Source organism: Pseudomonas sp. EGD-AK9 (assembly GCF_000465935.2).
Taxonomy (GTDB): domain Bacteria; phylum Pseudomonadota; class Gammaproteobacteria; order Pseudomonadales; family Pseudomonadaceae; genus Aquipseudomonas.
On sequence record NZ_AVOF01000351.1, the window covers coordinates 1 to 16,218 of the forward strand.

Annotated in this window: 15 protein-coding genes; 9 read left to right on the forward strand and 6 right to left on the reverse strand. The window is 66.7% G+C overall.

All coding sequences use genetic code 11. From position 1 onward, the window contains the following. The 9 genes from N878_RS15840 to N878_RS15880 form a co-directional block, all read left to right on the forward strand. On the forward strand, window positions 1-248 hold a 248-nt coding region (locus N878_RS15840), incomplete at its 5' end, for a pantoate--beta-alanine ligase (protein ID WP_031303268.1). A gap of 79 nt (window positions 249-327) precedes the next feature. Beyond that, window positions 328-1,992, forward strand: a complete 1,665-nt coding sequence (gene pgi, locus N878_RS15845; RefSeq protein ID WP_021444588.1) for a glucose-6-phosphate isomerase — start codon at window positions 328-330, stop codon at window positions 1,990-1,992. Between the two features lie 162 nt (window positions 1,993-2,154). Further along, a complete protein-coding gene (acs, locus tag N878_RS15850) occupies window positions 2,155-4,092 on the forward strand; it encodes an acetate--CoA ligase (protein ID WP_021444589.1) in 1,938 nt (645 codons plus the stop codon). 78 nt (window positions 4,093-4,170) lie between these two features. Beyond that, window positions 4,171-5,037 carry an oxygenase MpaB family protein gene (locus N878_RS15855; RefSeq protein WP_021444590.1) on the forward strand — a complete coding sequence of 289 codons (867 nt, stop codon included), beginning with the start codon at window positions 4,171-4,173 and terminating at the stop codon, window positions 5,035-5,037. 84 nt (window positions 5,038-5,121) lie between these two features. Beyond that, the gene (locus tag N878_RS15860) at window positions 5,122-6,300 is read left to right on the forward strand and encodes an acetyl-CoA C-acetyltransferase (protein WP_021444591.1); all 1,179 of its coding nucleotides are present in this window, start codon (window positions 5,122-5,124) and stop codon (window positions 6,298-6,300) included. 198 nt (window positions 6,301-6,498) lie between these two features. Then, a complete protein-coding gene (locus N878_RS15865; RefSeq protein ID WP_021444592.1) occupies window positions 6,499-7,515 on the forward strand; it encodes a class I SAM-dependent rRNA methyltransferase in 1,017 nt (338 codons plus the stop codon). Window positions 7,516-7,619: 104 nt separating this feature from the next. After that, on the forward strand, window positions 7,620-10,499 hold the full coding sequence (locus N878_RS15870) for a DUF748 domain-containing protein (protein WP_021444593.1): 2,880 nt from the start codon (window positions 7,620-7,622) through the stop codon (window positions 10,497-10,499). Between the two features lie 4 nt (window positions 10,500-10,503). Beyond that, a complete protein-coding gene (locus N878_RS15875) occupies window positions 10,504-10,806 on the forward strand; it encodes a DUF2845 domain-containing protein (RefSeq protein ID WP_021444594.1) in 303 nt (100 codons plus the stop codon). A 20-nt stretch (window positions 10,807-10,826) separates the two neighbouring features. Then, entirely contained in the window at window positions 10,827-11,132 is a 306-nt protein-coding gene (locus tag N878_RS15880) for a DUF2845 domain-containing protein (protein WP_021444595.1), read from the forward strand. Window positions 11,133-11,195: 63 nt separating this feature from the next. Here N878_RS15880 and N878_RS15885 read toward each other — a convergent pair whose 3' ends face one another. From N878_RS15885 to rbfA, 6 genes are all read right to left on the reverse strand, one after another. Continuing rightward, on the reverse strand, window positions 11,196-11,393 hold the full coding sequence (locus N878_RS15885; protein WP_021444596.1) for a CsbD family protein: 198 nt from the start codon (window positions 11,391-11,393) through the stop codon (window positions 11,196-11,198). A 57-nt stretch (window positions 11,394-11,450) separates the two neighbouring features. Then, complete coding sequence (locus tag N878_RS15890) at window positions 11,451-11,819, reverse strand: BON domain-containing protein (RefSeq protein ID WP_021444597.1); 369 nt, start codon at window positions 11,817-11,819, stop codon at window positions 11,451-11,453. 281 nt (window positions 11,820-12,100) lie between these two features. Next, window positions 12,101-14,206, reverse strand: a complete 2,106-nt coding sequence (gene pnp, locus N878_RS15895; RefSeq protein ID WP_021444598.1) for a polyribonucleotide nucleotidyltransferase — start codon at window positions 14,204-14,206, stop codon at window positions 12,101-12,103. Window positions 14,207-14,377: 171 nt separating this feature from the next. Then, the gene (rpsO, locus tag N878_RS15900) at window positions 14,378-14,647 is read right to left on the reverse strand and encodes a 30S ribosomal protein S15 (protein WP_004424394.1); all 270 of its coding nucleotides are present in this window, start codon (window positions 14,645-14,647) and stop codon (window positions 14,378-14,380) included. A gap of 213 nt (window positions 14,648-14,860) precedes the next feature. Next, the gene (gene truB / locus N878_RS15905) at window positions 14,861-15,823 is read right to left on the reverse strand and encodes a tRNA pseudouridine(55) synthase TruB (protein WP_021444599.1); all 963 of its coding nucleotides are present in this window, start codon (window positions 15,821-15,823) and stop codon (window positions 14,861-14,863) included. 2 nt (window positions 15,824-15,825) lie between these two features. Continuing rightward, a complete protein-coding gene (gene rbfA / locus N878_RS15910) occupies window positions 15,826-16,215 on the reverse strand; it encodes a 30S ribosome-binding factor RbfA (RefSeq protein WP_021444600.1) in 390 nt (129 codons plus the stop codon). Window positions 16,216-16,218: the final 3 nt, after the last annotated feature.

A 16,218-nucleotide genomic window follows, 5' to 3' on the forward strand; every position in this document is an offset into this window, starting at 1 on the left:
TGTACCGCAGCCTGCAGGGCATCGCCAGCGAGCTGCAGCGCGGCGCCCGCGACTATCCGCGACTGATCGAGACGGCCCAGCGCCAGCAGCGCGACGCCGGCTTCGTCCCGGACTACCTGGAAATACGCAACGCCCTCAGCCTGCGTCCGGCCCAGCTCGACGACCGCCAGCTGGTGGTACTCACCGCCGCCCACCTCGGCAGCACCCGGCTGATCGACAATCTGCTGGTGGAACTGCCCGCCCAGTAGCTGCGCCGCGAGACCGCCGGTTACACTCGCCAGGCCCGGATAACTCCGGGCCTTTCGCTTTTCCGCATCAGGAGCCCCGATGGCCTACTACCAGCAGCCGCACGACGTCACCCGCCTGCCCGCCTGGCACGCCCTGCAGCAACACCGCGCCGAGATGGCCGGGTTCAGCATGCGCGAGGCCTTCGCCACGGACGCCCGACGCTTCCAGCGCTTCTCGCTGAACAACTGCGGCCTGCTGCTGGACTACTCGAAGAACCTGATCGACGAACGCAGCCTCGAGCTGCTGATCCAGCTGGCCGAGCAGGCCGACCTGCAAGGCGCCATCGACGCCCTGTACAGCGGCGAGCAGGTCAACGCCTCGGAAGGCCGCGCCGCCCTGCACACCGCCCTGCGCAGCCCGATCGGCCGGCGCCTGGTGGTGGACGGCGCGGACATCATCCCCCAGGTGCACCGCGTGCTGAACCAGATGACCGAGCTGGTCAGCCGCATCCACAGCGGCCTGTGGCGCGGCTACAGCGAGAAGCCGATCACCGAGGTGGTCAATATCGGCATCGGCGGCTCCTTCCTCGGCCCGCAGCTGGTCTCCGAGGCGCTGCGCCCCTTCACCCAGCGCGGCGTGCGCTGCCACTACCTGGCCAATATCGACGGCAGCGAGTTCCGCGAGCTGACCGCCCGGCTCAACCCGGAAACCACCCTGTTCATCGTCTCCAGCAAGTCCTTCGGCACCCTGGAGACGCTGAAGAACACCCTGGCCGCGCGCGACTGGTACCTGGCCATGGGCGGCCCGGAACAAGAGCTGCACCGCCATTTCATCGCCGTGACCAGCAACCGCAAGGCGGCCATCGAGTTCGGCATCGGCGAGCAGAACATCTTCCCCATGTGGGACTGGGTCGGCGGCCGCTACTCGCTGTGGTCGGCCATCGGCCTGCCCATCGCCCTGGCCATCGGCGTGTCCAACTTCAAGGAACTGCTGGCCGGCGCCTACGCCATGGACCAGCACTTCACCCAGGCCCCCCTGGCGGAGAACATGCCGGTGCTGATGGCCCTGCTGGGCATCTGGTACACCAACTTCTGGGGCGCGCAGAGCCACGCGATCCTGCCCTACGACCACTACCTGCGTAACTTCACCAAGCACCTGCAGCAGCTGGACATGGAATCCAACGGCAAGAGCGTGCGCCAGGACGGCAGCGCCCTGGACATCGCCACCGGCCCGGTGATCTGGGGCGGCGTCGGCTGCAACGGCCAGCACGCCTACCACCAGTTGCTGCACCAGGGCCGCCTGCTGGTGCCGGCGGATTTCATCGTCCCGGTCAACAGCTACAACCCGCTGTCCGACCACCACCAGTGGCTGTTCGCCAACTGCCTGTCGCAGGCCCAGGCGCTGATGCAGGGCAAGAGCCGCGCCGAGGCCGAGGCCGAGCTGCGCGCCAAGGGCCTGAGCGAGGACGAGGTGCAGCGCCTGGCGCCGCACAAGGAGATTCCCGGCAACCGGCCGAGCAATATCCTGGTGATGAACCGCATCGCGCCGTTCAACCTCGGCGCCCTGGTGGCGCTGTACGAGCACAAGGTGTTCGTGCAGAGCGCCATCTGGGGCATCAACGCCTTCGACCAGTGGGGTGTGGAGCTGGGCAAGGAGATGGGCAAGGAGGTCTACCAGCGCCTGGTCGGCCAGGTCGACAGCGCCGCCGCCGACGCCTCGACCCAGGGCCTGATCGAGCACTTCCGCGAGCACCATCGCGGCTGAATCGCACAATCTGCTGGCCTGGGTTGAGCGCAGCGATACCCAGGCCCCCGACGCGGGCATGACCGGTCTCGCGGCGCTCAGGCAATCGACGCACTTGAACCGAGCGCCTGCTTGGGTGCACCCTTGGGAACGTTGCGGACAGACAACAACAAGGACCCCGCCATGTTCGAGATCACCCGCCACCCCGTGGCCGACGCGGTGCGCCAGCGCGCACATCTGGACAACGACGCCTACCTGCGCCTGTACCGGCAATCCGTCGAGCAGCCCGAGACCTTCTGGGCCGAGCAGGCCAAGGCCTTCCTCGACTGGTTCCAGCCCTGGGACCGGGTGCACACCAGCGACCTCAAGCAGGGCCACGCCGAATGGTTCAAGGGCGGCCAGCTCAACGTCGCCTACAACTGCATCGACCGCCACCTGCAACAGCGCGGCGAACAGATCGCCATCATCTGGGAAGGCGACAACCCGGCCGAGTCGGCGCATATCACCTACAACAAGCTGCACCACAACGTCAGCCGCCTGGCCAACGTGCTCAAGCGCCGTGGCGTGAAGAAGGGTGACCGGGTGTGCATCTACATGCCGATGATCCCCGAGGCGGCCTACGCCATGCTCGCCTGCGCGCGCATCGGCGCCGTGCATTCGGTGGTGTTCGGCGGTTTCTCCCCGGATGCCCTGCGCGACCGCATCCTCGATGCCGACTGCCGCACCGTGATCACCGCCGACGAAGGCGTGCGCGGCGGCAAGTACATCCCGTTGAAGAACAACGTCGACCAGGCCCTGCAGAGCTGCCCGAACGTCAGCACGGTGGTGGTGGTCGAGCGCACCCAGGGTAACGTGGCCTGGGTGGAAGGCCGCGACCTCTGGTACCACCAGGCGCTCAAGGAGGTCGATACCGACTGCCCGGCCGAGCCGATGGACGCCGAGGATCCGCTGTTTATCCTCTATACCTCGGGCTCCACGGGTAAGCCGAAAGGCGTGCTGCATACCACCGGTGGCTACCTGCTCGGCGCGGCCATGACCCACAAGTACGTGTTCGATTACCACGAGGGCGACATCTACTGGTGCACCGCCGATGTCGGCTGGGTCACCGGGCACAGCTACATCGTCTACGGCCCGCTGGCCAACGCTGCCACCACCCTGATGTTCGAGGGCGTGCCCAACTACCCGGACGCCTCGCGCTTCTGGCAGGTGATCGACAAGCACCGGGTCAATATCTTCTACACCGCCCCCACCGCCCTGCGCGCGCTGATGCGCGAAGGCGAAGGCCCGGTCAAGGCCACCTCGCGTTCGAGCCTGCGCCTGCTCGGCTCGGTGGGCGAGCCGATCAACCCCGAGGCCTGGGAGTGGTACTACCACGTGGTCGGCGACACCCGCTGCCCCATCGTCGATACCTGGTGGCAGACCGAGACCGGCTCGATCCTGATCACCCCGCTGCCCGGCGCCACCGAGCTCAAGCCCGGCTCGGCCACCCGCCCGTTCTTCGGCGTGCAGCCGGTGCTGCTCGACGAGCAGGGCAAGGAGATCGAGGGCCCGGGCGCCGGCGTGCTGGCGATCAAGGCCAGCTGGCCGAGCCAGATCCGCAGCGTCTACGGCGACCACCAGCGCATGATCGACACCTACTTCAAGCCTTACCCCGGCTACTACTTCACCGGCGACGGCGCGCGCCGCGACGAGGACGGCTACTACTGGATCACCGGCCGCGTCGACGACGTGATCAACGTCTCCGGCCACCGCATCGGCACCGCCGAGGTGGAAAGCGCCCTGGTGCTGCACGATGCGGTGGCCGAGGCCGCGGTGGTCGGCTACCCGCACGACGTCAAGGGCCAGGGCATCTACGCCTACGTCACCCTGATGAAGGGCAGCGAGCCCAGCGACGCGCTGAAGAAGGAATTGCTGAGCCTGGTCGGCAAGGAGATCGGTAGCTTCGCCAAGCCGGAGCTGATCCAGTGGGCGCCGGGCCTACCCAAGACCCGCTCGGGCAAGATCATGCGGCGCATCCTGCGCAAGATCGCCTGCAACGAGCTGGACAACATGGGCGACACCTCGACCCTGGCCGACCCCAGCGTGGTCGACAGCCTGATCGGCCAGCGCCTCAACCGCTGATCCAGCAGGCCCTTGTCCCGCGCATGCGGGATAAGGGCCGCCTTGTCTTGCACCGACCAAGCGCCGAAACTGCGCGCCATGGAAAGCCTACGTCGTCAGATCGAAAAACAGGTGCACAGCCTCACCGGCGCCTCGCTGGGCGTGCTCGACCTCGACCAGCCGCGCGGTGATGCCGGCCTGTTCGGCCCCGAGTCGATGGTCTGGCAAGTGCACGCCGACTTCACCGCGATGATGGTCGGCGGCATTTCCGCGCTGCTCCTGCAGATGCTCCACCCGCTGGCGCTGGCCGGCGTATGGGATCACTCCACCTTTCGCCAGGACATGCTCGGTCGCCTGCGCCGTACCAGCCTGTTCATCGCCGGCACCACCTACGGCGGCCTGCACGATGCCGAGCAGCTGATCGACAAGGTGCGCCGCATCCACCTGCAGGTGGTCGGCAGCGCGCCGGACGGTCGCCCTTACAGCGCCAGCGACCCCGAGCTGCTGACCTGGGTGCACGTCTCCGAGGTCAGCCAGTTTCTCGCCGGCTATTTGCGTTACGTCGACCCGCGGCTGCCGGTGGCCGAGCAGGATCGCTACTACCGCGAAGTGGCGCTGATCGCCGAGCGCCTCGGTGCACAGGACGTGCCCAAATCGCAGCGGGCCATCGCCGACTATCTGCAGCGCATGCGCCCGCACCTGCTCTGCGATGAGCGTACCCGCGAAGTGGTGCGACTGCTCTACGCCGCGCCGATGCCCAGCATCCTGGCCAAGCCTTTCGGCAACCTGATGCTGCAGGCCGGCGTCGACCTGCTGCCGGACTGGGCCAGCGACCTGCTCGGCGAACGCCAGGCGGCCTGGCGCCGGCCCTTGATCCGCGCCAGCGTGCAGCGCACCGCCAACGTGCTGCGCTGGGCCGTGCGCAACAGCGCCGCACAGCGCGCCCACCGTCGCCTGGCGCCTTAGCAGGCGTGGCTGGCCGGTCACAGCCAGCCATGCGACCATCAGCGTCTTTCCGGTCATTGTCTGAACCGAATCGAGGACCAGCACATGCAAGACGTCGTCATAGTCGCCGCCACCCGCACCGCCATCGGCAGCTTCCAGGGCAGCCTGGCGGAGATTCCCGCGCCCGAGCTCGGCGCCATCGTGATCAAGCGCCTGCTGCAGCAGACCGGCCTCGATGCCGCTCAGGTCGATGAAGTCATCCTCGGCCAGGTGCTCACCGCCGGCAGCGGGCAGAACCCCGCACGCCAGGCGGCGATCCGCGCCGGCCTGCCGCATGCCGTACCGGCCATGACCCTGAACAAGGTCTGCGGCTCGGGCCTCAAAGCCCTGCACCTGGCCGCCCAGGCGATTCGCTGCGGCGATGCCGAGGTGATCATCGCCGGCGGCATGGAGAACATGAGCCTGGCGCCCTACGTGCTGCCCAAGGCCCGTACCGGCCTGCGCATGGGCCACGCCCAGCTGCAGGACAGCATGATCGTGGACGGCCTGTGGGACGCCTTCAACGACTACCATATGGGCATCACCGCCGAGAACCTGGTGGAGAAATACGGGATTTCCCGCGACGCCCAGGACGCCTTCGCCGCCGCCTCGCAGCAGAAGGCCTGCACGGCCATCGAGACCGGTCGCTTCGATGCCGAGATCACTCCGGTGCTGATCCCGCAGCGCAAGGGCGACCCCGTCGCCTTCGCTCGTGACGAGCAGCCGCGCGCCGGCACCACCGCCGAGGCGCTGGGCAAGCTCAAGCCGGCCTTCAAGAAGGACGGCAGCGTCACCGCCGGCAATGCCTCCAGCCTTAACGACGGCGCCGCTGCCGTGCTGCTGATGAGCGCCGAAAAAGCTCAGACCCTCGGCCTGCCGGTGCTGGCCAGGATCAAGGCCTACGCCAATGCCGGCGTCGACCCGGCGATCATGGGCATCGCCCCGGTCTCGGCCACCCGCCGCTGCCTGGACAAGGCCGGCTGGAACCTCGCCGAGCTGGACCTGATCGAAGCCAACGAGGCCTTCGCCGCCCAGGCCCTGGCGGTCGGCCAGGAGCTGGGCTGGGACGCGGCCAAGGTCAACGTCAACGGCGGCGCCATCGCCCTCGGCCATCCCATCGGCGCCTCGGGCTGCCGTGTGCTGGTGACCCTGCTGCACGAGATGATCCGCCGCGATGCGAAGAAGGGCCTGGCCACCCTGTGCATCGGCGGCGGCCAGGGCGTGGCGCTGGCCATCGAGCGCTAAGCCAAAGCCGTAGCTTGGGTCGAGGGGCGCAGCCCCGAAGCCCAACAGGGGCGCTACCCGGCGCGCCCGGCAGACCGCCGTTGGGCTTCGCTGCGCTCAACCCAACCTACGCCGGCCGCAATCGCCACAATGCGCCGACCGAGGGTCGGCGTTTTTCTTGCTAAACTGCCGGCCTTTCCTTTCTCCGAGATGCCGCGCATGCCCGCTCTTGATCTGGCGCTGCGCGCCGCCCTCGATGCCCGCCAGCCGCTGCTGGGTGAACTGCACGCCCAGGGTACCGACTGCTACCGCCTGTTCCACGGCAGCCAGGAAGGCGCCCCCGGCCTTACCCTCGATCGCTACGGCCCGCAGCTGCTGGTGCAAAGTTTTCACCAACCGCTGCAGCGCGAGACGCTGCTCGCGCTGCACAGCGCCATCAACGAGCGTCTCGGCCTCGACCTGCACCTGGTCTACAACGACCGCGCAGGCGGCAATTCGCGCGTCGACCGCCGCGACGCGGTGTATCAGGCCACCCCCGAGGCACTGGACGATATGCTCGGCCAGGAGTGGGGCCTGAACTATCGGGTGCGTGGTCGCCATCCCGGGCAGGACCCGCTGCTGTTTCTCGACCTGCGCAACGCCCGCGGCTGGATCAAGGCCAACAGCGCCGGCCAGTCCGTGCTCAACCTGTTCGCCTACACCTGCGGCGTCGGCCTCTGCGCCGCGGCCGGCGGCGCGCGCGAGGTGGTCAACCTGGACTTCGCCGAAGGCAACCTGGCGGTGGGCCGCGAGAACGGCGCGCTGAACCCCGCCCTGCCGGCCATGCAGTTCATCCAGTCCGACTACTTCCCGGCGATCCGCCAGTTGGCCGACCTGCCCGTCGCCAGCCGCCGCGGACAGAAACTGCCGGCCTATCCGCGTCTGGCGCCGCGCCAGTTCGACCTGGTGTTCCTCGACCCGCCAGCCTGGGCCAGGAGCGCCTTCGGCACCGTCGACCTGCTGCGCGACTACCAGAGCCTACTCAAGCCGGCGATCCTGGCCACCGCCGAGGGCGGCACGCTGGTGTGCTGCAACAACCTGGCGAAGGTGGAGCTGGCCGACTGGCGCGAGCAGGTGCTGCGTTGCGCCGCCAAGCTCGGCCGCCCGCTGCGCGACTGCCAGGTGCTGCCACCGGCCGCCGACTTCCCCTCGCACGACGCCAAGCCGCCGCTGAAGACCCTGATCCTGAGGCTCTGAGCGACCCGCGGCAGAGAAAAATGCGCGGTGCGGCGCACGCCCGGAACCGAACCGGCGTGCCATACTCCAAGGCATCTCTTCGTCTGGATAGATGACGCCTCGCCATGCCCAAAGGACTGAAGCGCGCGCTGAGCGCCCTGTTGATCGCCCTCTTCCTCTACAGCCTGATCGGCTTCCTGATTCTGCCGGGCATCGCCCTGCGCATCGCCAACCAGCAGCTGGCGCAGTACGCCAGCGTGCCGGCCAGCCTGCAGCGCCTGCAGCTCAACCCCTTCAGCCTGGAGCTGCGCCTGTGGGGCCTGGCCATCGGCGAGCCGCAGCGGCCACAGCTCGGCTTGGCGCAGCTGTACGCCAACCTGCAACTGGACAGCCTGTGGAGCGGCGCCCTGCACCTGGCCGAGGTCGAGCTGGACGGCGCGCACGGCGAGGTGCTGTTCGCCAAGGACGGCACGCTCAACCTCACGCAGCTGTTCAAACTGCCGGAGAGCCCGGCGGACGCCGCCGACGCGCCGCCAAGCGAGCCCTTCCCGCTGCGCATCGACAAGGTCGGGCTGCGCGAGAACTCCCTGCACTTCCAGGACCTGCGCCCCAGCGAGCCGGTGGAGTTCGCCTACGACTCGCTCAACCTGGAACTGCACAACCTCAGCACCCTGGCCGGCGACAACGCCGAAATGACCCTGACCGCCACCGGCCCCCATGGCGGTCGCATCGACTGGCAGGGCCGCATAGGCCTGGTGCCGCTGACCTCCAGCGGCAACCTCAAGCTCAGCGACGGCCGCCTGCGCGCCATCTGGCCCTACGTGCGCGATGCCCTGCCGCTGGCCTTGCAGGAAGGCCAGGTCGATCTGAGCAGCGACTACCACCTCGATCTGTCCAGCGGCACCGAACTGCAGCTGAGCAAGCTCGCCATCCAGCTGGCCCCCCTCGCCATCGACAGCCCTGAAGGCAAGCCGCTGCTGCGCCTGCAGCGCCTCGACGTCGCCGACGCCAGCCTGGACCTGGCCAAGCAGCAGGTGCTCATCGGCCAGGTGCGCAGCCAGGGCCTGGAAGCCTGGGCCGCGCGCGAGGCCGACGGCGAGCTGGACTGGCAGAAGCTGTTTGCCGGCAAACCCACGGCAGCCAGCGAGCCGGCGCCTGCCGAGGAGGCGAGCAAACCCTGGCAGGTGCTGCTGCGCGACGTGCAGTTGCGCGACTACCAGGCCCACCTGGTCGACCGCGTGCCGCAGCAGGAAGTGGCGCTGGAGGTCGGCCCGCTGAACCTCGAGCTGAGCGACTTCGACAGCCTCGGCGACAAGCCCTTCGGCCTCAAGCTGGATACCGGCCTGGGCAAACAGGGCAAGCTGCAGGCAGCCGGCCAGGTGCAGCTGCAGCCCACCAGCGCCCAGCTCAAGGTCGCCACCCAGGACATCGACCTGCGCCTGGCCCAGGCCTATCTCAGCCCGTTTATCCGCCTGGAACTGCGCAGCGGCCTGCTCGGCAGCGACCTCGAGGTGCAACTCAAGAGCACCGCGCCGCTGGCGCTCCAGGTGAGCGGCAGCGCCAGGATCGACCAGCTGCACACCCTCGACACCCTGCGCGAGCGTGACTTCCTGCGCTGGCAGCAGGTGCAGGTGAACGGCCTCGACTATCGCCACGGCGAAAGCCTGGCCATCGAGCAGGTCGAGCTGGAGCAGCCCTATGCGCGCTTCGTGATCAACGAGAACCTGACCACCAACGTCAGCGAGCTGATCGTGCCGCAGCCTGCCGCGCCGGCTGAGGCTCAGGCGGATGCGGGCAAACCGCTGGCCGTGCGCATCGGCGGCGTGACCATCAACGACGGTTCGGCCAACTTCGCCGACTTCAGCCTGACCCCCAGCTTCGCCACCGCCATCCAGCAGATGAACGGCCGCATCGGCACCCTCGACAACCAGAGCCCGCAGGCCGCCAGCGTCGACATCCGGGGCAAGGTGGACAAGTACGCGCCGGTCAGCGTCAAGGGCAAGCTCACCCCCTTCGACCCGCTCAACAGCCTGGACATCGCCACCAGCTTCAAGAACGTCGAGCTGACCACCATCACCCCCTACTCCGGCAAGTTCGCCGGCTACCGCATCCGCAAGGGCCGGCTCAACCTCGACCTGCACTACCGCATCGAGAAGGGCCAGCTCAACGCCGAGAACAAGGTGCTGGTGGAAAACCTGCAGCTGGGCGAGAAGGTCGACAGCCCGGACGCCGTCGACCTGCCGATCCGCCTGGCGGTGGCCCTGCTCAAGGACACCGAGGGCAAGATCGCCATCGAGCTGCCGGTCAAGGGCGACCTCAACAACCCCGAGTTCAGCGTCATGCCCATCGTCTGGCAGACCCTGCGCAACCTGGTGCTGCGCGCGGCGCAGGCACCGTTCAAGTTCGTCGCCGGCCTGGTCGCCGGCGGCAGCGACGTCGACCTCAGCACCGTGCCGTTCGACGCCGGCTCGGACGCCCTGAGCGACGACGCACGCCAGGCCCTCGACACCCTGGCCAAGGCCCTGCAGGAACGCCCGGCGCTGCGCCTGGAAGTGGAAGGCCAGAGCGCCCAGCGCGCCGACGGCCCGCTGCTGGCCGAGCAGCGCCTGCAACGTGAATTCCGCGAGACCTGGTACAAGATGCTGCAGCGCCGCGGCGACAAGGTGCCGGCCAGCGCCGACGAGCTGGTGGTGGACGAGGACGACCAGGCGATCCTGCTCGAAGGCATCTACCGCGCCCGCCTCAAGCAGCAGCCGCCGGCCGAATGGGCCGAATTCGACGACGAGCAGCGTCATCAGCTTATGCGCCAGGCCGTGCTGGACTCCTGGGCGCAGAGCAAGCTGCTGCTGCGCCAGCTGGCTCAGCAGCGCGCGGCGGCGATCAAGGACTACCTGGTCGCCCAAGGCGGCCTGGCCGACGAACGCCTGTACCTGATCGATGTCAATCTAGGAGAGCCCGAGGCCGATGGCCGCGTGCTCACCCCGCTCCACCTGGACAGCGAGTAGCGCCATGCGTCGTCGCCCCTGCACCGCCCTCTGCGCCCTGCTGGCCGCCCTGGCCAGCGCGCCGCTGCAGGCCGATACCCTGCGCTGCGGCAGCCAGCTGGTCAGCCTCGGCGACCGTCCCTTCGAGGTCGAACGCAAGTGCGGCGAGCCGCAGCACCGCGATCCCATCGGTTACACCCTGGGCTCCTACGACCGCCGCGAGTACCTGGTCGAGGAATGGGTCTACGGGCCGAGCAACGGCATGCTCAGCATCCTGCGCTTCGAGGGCAACCGCCTGGTCGCCATCGAGCGCCGTCGTCAGCACTGAAACCACACCAGGAACCGCCAGTGATCCGCCTCCACCACGCCCCACTGCTGTTACTGCTGGCCCTGCCGCTGGCCGAAGCCTCCTCCACCTATCGCTGCGGCAGCGCCCTGGTCAGCACCAGCGCGCCGACCAGCGAAGTCCAGGGCAAATGCGGCGAACCGCTGAGCCGCGACTTTCTCGGCTACAAGGAAGTGCTCGACCAGTACGGCTTTCGCAACGAGGTCGCCGTGGAGGAGTGGATCTACGGGCCACGCGGCGGCATGTACCACTTCCTGCGCTTCGAGGGCGGACGCCTGGTGGAGATTCGCAGCAAGCGCGGCATCTGATGCCCACACCTACGCCAAGGCCCCGCCGACGATGCCGGCGGGGCCTCGGTCTGTAACGCGGCGTCAGAGCTTGTCGCTGAAGTCGCGCAACTCCTGCTGGGCCTTCTCCTTGGTCCAGCCATAGCGTTCCTGCAGCTTGCCGACGAGGTACTCGCTGTGGCCCTCGGCGACGTCCAGGTCGTCGTCGGTGAGGTTGCCCCAACGCTCCTTGATGCGCCCGCTGAGCTGCTTCCACTTACCCTTGGTGATGTCGCTGTTCATGGTCATGGCTCCCTGTGGTTGGCGAAGCGGCGGGCCGCAACCCGCCACGCTCACTTATCAGTCGGCGGCTTTCAGGCCGTCGGCCGACACGTCACGCACGCCCTCGATTTCCTTGGCCTTGGCGATGGCCAGTTCGCGCTCGGCCTCGCTGGCCACCACGCCGGACAGCGCGACCACGCCCTGATTGGTCTCGACCTTGATGTCCAGGCCGCTCAGGCTCTGGTCGGCGATAAAGCTGGATTTGACCTTGCTGGTGATCCAGGTGTCGGACACCGCCTGCTCGGCCTTGTCCACGCTGGTATTGGCAGCCAGCAGGGTCGGCTGCACGGCGTCGGCCGGCTGGGCGAACGCCGTGGACGCCAGCGACAGGCCCAGGGCAGTGGTGGTCAGGGTGGCGAGAGCAATACGCTTGATTGGCTGTTTCATGGTTCGACTCCTGTACGTTCCAGACAATCTGCAGGCCAGCTCCTGGCTGCAGGCTCAACAGGACTTTCGCAAGGCCTGTGCCAGCTTTTAAGAACTCACAATACTGTTATTTTTCAATAGCTTATGAATACACCCAGATAGGCGAAACCTTGCATTTCGCCGAACCCCGCGCAAAAGCCTCGGGCAAATTGCACGACGCGGATCTCCCCGCGGCCAGGGTTTTGCCGCGCGCAAAGAAAAGCCCCGCAGAGGCGGGGCTTGTCCTTGCAGCGAGCCAGTCGTCAGACGCCGGATGCCTCGGCGGCGGCGACGTCCTTGATCGACAGCTTGATACGGCCGCGGTTGTCCACGTCCAGTACCAGTACCTTCACTTCCTGACCTTCCTGCAGCACGTCGGTGACCTTCTCCACGCGCTGATCGCTGAGCATGGAGATGTGCACCAGACCGTCCTTGCCCGGCAGGATGTTGACGAAGGCGCCGAAGTCGACGATGCGCTCGACCTTACCGACGTAGATCTTGCCGATCTCGGCTTCCGCAGTGATGGCCAGAACGCGCTGCTTGGCCGCCTCGGCCGCTTCCTTGGTTTCGCCGAAGATCTTGATCGAGCCGTCGTCTTCGATATCGATCGAAGCCTTGGTCTCTTCGCAGATGGCGCGGATGGTGGCGCCACCCTTGCCGATGACGTCGCGGATCTTGTCCTGATCGATCTTCATCGCCAGCATGGTCGGTGCGTTGGCCGACAGTTCGCTGCGCGACTGGGCGATGACCTGGTTCATCTGGCCGAGGATGTTCAGGCGCGCTTCCAGCGCCTGCTCCAGCGCCTGCTCCATGATCTCTTCGGTGATGCCCTGGATCTTGATGTCCATCTGCAGCGCGGTGACGCCCTTGGCGGTACCGGCTACCTTGAAGTCCATGTCGCCCAGGTGATCTTCGTCACCGAGGATGTCGGTCAGCACGGCGAATTTCTCACCTTCCAGCACCAGACCCATGGCGATACCGGCCACCGGTGCCTTCATCGGCACACCGGCGTCCATCAGCGCCAGGGAGGCGCCGCACACCGAAGCCATGGAGGAAGAACCGTTGGACTCGGTGATTTCCGACACCACGCGGATGGTGTACGGGAACTCGTCGGCGCTCGGCAGCATGGCGGCAACGCCACGACGGGCGAGACGACCGTGGCCGATTTCGCGGCGGCCAGTGGCGCCCATGCGACCACACTCACCGACCGAGTACGGCGGGAAGTTGTAGTGCAGCATGAAGGGGTCTTTCTTCTCGCCTTCGAGGGTGTCCAGCAGCTGTGCGTCGCGGGCGGTACCGAGGGTAGCCACGACCAGCGCCTGGGTTTCGCCACGGGTGAACAGCGCCGAACCGTGGGTCTTGTCCAGTACACCGACTTCGATGTTCAGGCCACGCACGGTGCGGGTGTCACGACCATCGATACGCGGTTTGCCGTTGACGATGTTCTCGCGCACGGTGCGGTATTCGATTTCGCCGAAGGCGTCTTTGACTTCACCGGCGCTCGGCTGGCCTTCTTCACCGGAGAACTTGGCCACGACCTGATCGCGCAGCTCGCCCAGGCGCGCGTAGCGGTCCTGCTTGATGGTGATGGTGTAGGCCTGGGAAATCGCGTCACCGAACTCGCCACGGATGGCGTTCAGCAGTGCGGTGTTTTCCGGCTTCGGCTGCCAGTCCCAGGTCGGCTTGCCGGCTTCGGCAGCCAGCTCGGCGACAGCCTGGATGACCACCTGGAACTCCTCATGGGCGAACAGCACGGCGCCCAGCATCTGGTCTTCGGTCAGCTCCTTGGCTTCCGATTCGACCATCAGCACGGCGTCCTTGGTGCCGGCCACGACCATGTCCAGGCTCGAGGCCTTGAGCTGCTCGTAATTCGGGTTCAGCAGGTAGCCGGTTTCCGGGTGGAAGGCGACGCGCGCGGCACCGATCGGGCCGTTGAACGGGATGCCGGAGATGGCCAGGGCAGCCGAGGTACCGATCATCGCCGCGATGTCCGGATCGGTCTTCTTGCTGGTGGAAACCACGGTGCAGATGACCTGCACTTCGTTCTGGAAGCCTTCCGGGAACAGCGGACGGATCGGACGGTCGATCAGACGCGAGGTCAGGGTTTCCTTCTCGGAGGGACGCGCCTCACGCTTGAAGAAACCGCCCGGGATCTTGCCGGCAGCGTAGGTCTTTTCCTGATAGTGCACGGACAGCGGGAAGAAGCCCTTGCTCGGGTCGGCAGTCTTGGCGCCGGTTACGGCGACCAGCACGCTGACGTCATCGTCAACGGTGACCAGCACGGCGCCGGAGGCTTGACGGGCGATACGGCCAGTCTCGAGGGTAACGGTCGACTGACCGAACTGGAATTTCTTGATTACCGGGTTCACGGTGTTTTCCTTCTCTTTGTTGCCTTGGGGGAAATTGGAAAGAAGCACGGGAGTCGGACCCGGTGCATCCCTCGAAAAGCCAAAAGCTGGAAGCCCGGCGCCACGAGGTGAGGATCACTCCCCACTCGCGACGCCGAACTCCCAGCTTCCAACTTGTGCAGCTCGCGTCTATTAACGACGCAGGCCCAGGCGACCGATCAGGGCGCTGTAACGACTGGTGTCCTTGCCCTTCAGGTAGTCCAGCAGCTTACGACGCTGGTTAACCATACGGATCAGACCACGACGGCTGTGGTGATCTTTGCCGTTGGCCTTGAAGTGGCCTTGCAGCTTGTTGATGTTGGCGGTCAGCAGGGCTACCTGCACTTCCGGGCTACCGGTGTCGCCTTCAGCTTGCTTGTAGTCGTTAACGATCTGGGCTTTTTCTTCAACGCTGAGTGCCATGTTGGCTTCCTCTCATCTGGAAACTGCCGAAGCAGTCTCAATAGGCCGGGAATCGCTTCCCGTGTTTTAAAAAGAGGTATGACCGTGCCTACTAACAGCCACCCTCGCAGTCCTGCCGCTGGTATCGCCAGCTTCAGGCTTCAGCCCTCGGGGCCGAACCATTCGGCGTTACCGGCAACCACCGACAACACCTGCCGACGCCATGCGCCGGTATCAATTCAATCCGGGCCCTAAGACCCGTGTCTGCACCCGGTGCTGGGCACCGGTGTAAATCAATCGACGCGGGGCGATACGCCCATCGTCGCTCACTTCGCCGATGCCGATGAAGCGACCGGTGTGATCCTGCACCCGCACCATGCCGAACTTCGGTGCTTCCGGCGCGCGTACCGGCTGCCCTTGCAACCAGTAGAACGCGCTGTGTTCGGAGAACTGCAGCAGCGGCCAGTCCTGCAAGCCGCTGTCGACCGGCTGCAGGAAGCGATCGAGCGCTTCGTTGCCACCTTCGGCATGCGCCGCTTCCAGCTCTTCCAGGGTCACGGTACGGCTCAGGTCGAACGGCCCAGCCTTGGTCCGGCGCAGCTCGGCGACGTGCGCGCCGCAACCGAGCAGTTGGCCGAGATCCTCGACCAGGGTCCGAATATAGGTGCCCTTGCTGCAATCCACCGCCAGGCGGGCCTGCTCGCCCTCGCAGGCCAGCAAATCCAGGCGCGCAATAGTAACAGAACGCGCCTCGCGCTCCACTACCTCGCCGGCACGGGCCAGCTTGTAAAGTGGCTGGCCGTCCTTCTTCAGGGCCGAGTACATCGGCGGTATCTGCTTGATTTCGCCACGAAAACGCGGCAACAGCGCCTCGATCTCGGCACGACCAACGGTCACCGGACGCCGCTCCAGCACCTCGCCTTCGGCATCGCCGGTGGTGGTGGTGACACCGAGCTGGGCCAGGGTCTCGTAGCCCTTGTCGGCATCGAGCAGGTACTGGGAGAACTTGGTCGCCTCGCCGAAGCACAGCGGCAGCACGCCGGTGGCCAGCGGATCGAGGCTGCCGGTGTGGCCGGCCTTCTCCGCGTTGAGCAGCCAGCGCACCTTCTGCAGCGCGGCGTTGGAGGTGAAGCCGCGCGGCTTGTCCAGCAGGATGATGCCGTCGACCTTGCGCCGTATACGTTTGACCTGCGCCACGCTTAACCCTCGCTGCCGTCCTGGTGCTTGCGATCTTCCGCCACCGCACGCTCGATCAGCGCCGACAGCTCGGCGCCGCGGCGGATGCTGGCGTCGTACTGGAAGTGCAGCTGCGGGATGGTGCGCACCTTCATCGACTTGCCCAACAGCATGCGCAGATAACCGGCTGCCTCGCCGAGGATCTCCAGGTTGAGCTTGATCTGCTCGGCATCGTCGTCCTTGCCCATCACGGTGATGAACACCTTGGCATGGGACAGGTCGCGGCTGACGTCCACTGCGGTGATGGTCACCAGGCCCAGGCGCGGGTCCTTGATCTCGCGCTGGATCATCAGGGCCAGCTCGCGCTGCATCTGATCGCCGATACGCTGGGTACGGCTGTAGTCTTTGGCCATTTC